The sequence below is a fragment of the Nonomuraea deserti genome, assembly GCF_004348685.1.
Classification (GTDB): domain Bacteria; phylum Actinomycetota; class Actinomycetes; order Streptosporangiales; family Streptosporangiaceae; genus Nonomuraea; species Nonomuraea deserti.
Map to the genome: position 1 here is coordinate 1 of NZ_SMKO01000360.1, position 3,391 is coordinate 3,391.

Annotated in this window: 2 protein-coding genes and 1 pseudogene; 1 reads left to right on the forward strand and 2 read right to left on the reverse strand. The window is 66.0% G+C overall.

What is annotated here, in order from left to right:
- Window positions 1–113: 113 nt before the first annotated feature.
- Both E1292_RS56285 and E1292_RS49840 read right to left on the reverse strand, forming a co-directional pair.
- Window positions 114–380: pseudogene (locus E1292_RS56285) on the reverse strand (IS30 family transposase); the annotation flags it as partial.
- Window positions 381–632: 252 nt separating this feature from the next.
- Complete coding sequence (locus E1292_RS49840; RefSeq protein WP_132606790.1) at window positions 633–1,262, reverse strand: TetR/AcrR family transcriptional regulator; 630 nt, start codon at window positions 1,260–1,262, stop codon at window positions 633–635.
- Between the two features lie 95 nt (window positions 1,263–1,357).
- Between E1292_RS49840 and E1292_RS49845 the strand changes: the two genes are divergently transcribed.
- Window positions 1,358–2,524, forward strand: a complete 1,167-nt coding sequence (locus tag E1292_RS49845) for a cytochrome P450 (RefSeq protein WP_132606791.1) — start codon at window positions 1,358–1,360, stop codon at window positions 2,522–2,524.
- The last annotated feature ends 867 nt before the right edge of the window (window positions 2,525–3,391 follow it).

Consider the following 3,391-nt stretch of genomic DNA (forward strand, 5'->3'; position numbering starts at 1 on the left):
CCGCCTGCACTCAGCCATCGGCCACCTCCCGCCCGAGGAGTTCGAGGCGATCTACTACGCTCAGCACCATCCCAACGAAGCCCTAGCAATCAACCGCTGAGGTCTCCATCAAAGCCGGGGCGATTCAGCACGGCGATCTCCTCTCGCTCGGCGAAGGACAGGTAGCGGCCCGACGGTGGGTTCAGGCTGATCGGTGGCATGCCGCCACCCTCACGGAACCATCGCGGTCCCAACGGCATTGACACGCCGCACGCGACGGCAGCCTCCTCGCTCGACAGCCCTTCCGCGATGAATCGCCAGAAACGCTGCCGCTCCTCGCGCCGATTGACCGAGGGCCGTCCCGGTGACCGAAGCGGTGGGCGACCAGCCAGAATCGCCACACGCGCCCTTCCCTGCGCCACAACATCCTCCTCGACGATCGAGGTGTTGCGACGACCAGTTGAATCCGCCGAGCGTGTCTCCTTCCCGCCGACCGAACGGTCCTGATATGGGGAGCGCAAGAGGACGAGGGTTCCATCAACGAGCGAGCTTAAGCCGCTCGTCCAGCGGCAAGCAGCCCGAGAAATCACCCGCGCCAAGGACCACTTGAAAGCCGCATAAATGCTGATCCATAGGTCTTGACGATTGCTCTGCTACCCGTGTTCGTCGCCCAGTGTGTTGAGCCCCTTCATCGCCAGGTCGAGTCCGCGTCTGACCGCCTTGAGTTGCTCCTCCTCCGACAGGCCGGACTGTTCGGAACTGGCCAGCGAAGCCGCCTGTGCCGCGCCCAGGAGGGAGCCGATCGCGGCCGCCGCCGTGATCGGGTCTAGCTCGTCGGGGCAGGCCTTGACCAGCGCCTCGGCTATTCCGCGCTGCATGTCGAGTAGAACGTGTAGCGACTTGGCCTGCACGGCGGGCACGGTCGTTGCGATGCGCTTGTAGGTTTCCATGCGCTCGGGGTCGCCTGCCGTAGGTCCTTCGGTGTAGTAGGTGGCGAGGATCGCGTCATAGAGCCTGAGTAGCAGGTGAGGGATGCTCTCGCCGGGCTCGCGCTGGGCGATCACCTTCTGCGCCTGCTCGGTGTAACCGCCCGCGTTGCCGAAGACCACGTCCTCCTTGGCCGGGAAGTGGTTGAAGAACGTCTTCATCGACACGTCCGCCTCCGAGGCGATCTGCGCGATCGTGGTGCGCTCGTAGCCCTGCTCGGCGAACAGCTTGAACGCGGCGTCGACAAGTAGCTGCCTGGTCTGGCGCTTCTTACGCTCGCGCCTGGTCTCCTCCACAGGAGGAATCTTACAACATTACTACCTTTACACATATTCTACTTTTACCTAAAGTGAACATATGTCAGGAAGCCCTCTCAGGGAGAGGAAGGCAGATGTCCTTGCCGACACGACGACCCGCCGGATGCCCCTTCGACCCGCCGGCCGAGCTCACCCGGCTACGCGCCGAGGAACCCGTCTGTCCCCTGACCTATCCCGACGGCCACGAGGGCTGGCTGGTGACCAGTCACGCCCTGGTCCGGCAGGTGCTGTCCGACCCGCGCTTCAGCCGCAGGGCCGAGCTCTGTCACAGCCCTTTCCGGGTCGTGGGCGGCAACGCCGAGCCGCAACCGGCGCCGCCCGGGGGCTTCCCCGGGATGGACCCGCCGGAGCACACCCGCTACCGGCACCTGCTGACCCGCCAGTTCACCGTCCGCCGGATGCGCCGACTCAGCAGCGGCATCGAAGAGATCACCGCCGAACACCTCGATGCCATGCAGGCCCAGGGCCCGCCCGTCGACCTCGTCGAGGCGTTCGCCGTACCCATCCCGAGCCGAGTGATCTGCGAGCTGCTCGGGGTGTCCGCCGCCGACAGGAGCCAGTTCGTCGGCGCCATGTCCCTCGTGGGACGCATGGGCGTCACTGCGGAGGAGCAGATCGCCGCGCTGCAGCCCATGATCGAGTACGTGAGCGAGCTGATACGGGCGAAGCGCGCCAAACCCACCGACGACGTTCTCAGCGACCTGACCAGCAGCACCGACCTCACCGACGACGAGTTGACCACCATCGGTACGCAAATGGTGGCCGCGGGATTCGACACCACAGCCAACATGATCGGTCTGGGCGCGTACGCGCTGATGAGCCACCCCGACCAAATCCCCGCCCTGCGCGAACCCGGCGCCGTCGAAGAACTGCTCCGGTATCTGAGCGTCATCCCCGGCACCGTACGCGCCGCGCTGGAGGACCTCGAACTCGGCGGGGTCACGATCAAGGCGGGCCAGTCGGTCACAGTCTCCATCCCCGCCGCCAACCACGACCCCCAGCACTTTCCCGAACCTGGCACACTCGACCTGCACACACCCGCTTCCGGGCACGTGGCCTTCGGCCACGGCATCCACCAATGCCTCGGCCAGCAACTGGCGAGAGTGGAACTGCAGGTGGCGCTGCCCGCGCTGTTCGACAGATTCCCGACAATGCGGCCCGCCATACCCGTGGGAGAGATTCCTCTGCGCACTGACATGCTGGTCTACGGCGTGCACCGACTGCCCATTACCTGGAGCTGATCACGGAAATGGCCGTCGAGCCCGATCGACGCTGGCGACCGGCCAGGGAACAGGACGATAATCCCACCCGAGCTGGTACCGGACACGGTCGCGGCTCGTCATGGGCATGCTCGATCAGGCACGTTCTCGCCGGTTGGCGCTCAGGGCCGCGGGATGCCGTCCTGGAGCCAGTGGCCAGGTGTGATGCCTGCGCGGTCGACAGGTGGAGGACCTCCTACACCCAGCGATGCACGGTGCTGGGCGATACGTTGTTGCCGGCCACGTCGGCCAGGCGTAGGTCATGGCGCAACGCTGCGAGCACGATTCTGACCTGATCAATGCCTGCCGGTCTCGATTGGTGACCGTCGCCCTACTCCATCACGGCCATCCATCAGCATGCTGCACGATCTGCGGGCCAGCAGATCTCGTCCGTCCCGTATCGACATGAATTGAACCGATCTTCCGGAGCGCACGTCCTACCATTGTGGCTCTGCACGCTCCTCGTCCGAAAGGCAGCCAAATGAGCACAGCGGTGAGGTGCGCGGCGGGAGCGGTGGTGCTCGCCTTAGCGGCCAGCGGGTGCGCCGCCGGGGAACGCCGCGGCGGCGAGCCCGCCTCGCCGCCTCCGCCGGGGATCGCCCCGGGAAGCCGTAGCCACGCATCGACCCCGTCCGAAGAACGCCCTGCGGGCGGCGTGCTGGGAGTGCGTGCGCTGCCGCAGGGCCAGGGCGCCGTGGTTGAACTGACGGCGCTGGACCGCGGGTCACGTCCACGGACGTGGTGTATGAATCGATCTTCGAGTGATCCCGTTTCTGCAGGTTAAGCGGTAAGTGTCTGCGGGAGCGGATTCTGGGTCGGCGCGTCGCCAGTGATAAGCCGGACGCGGGC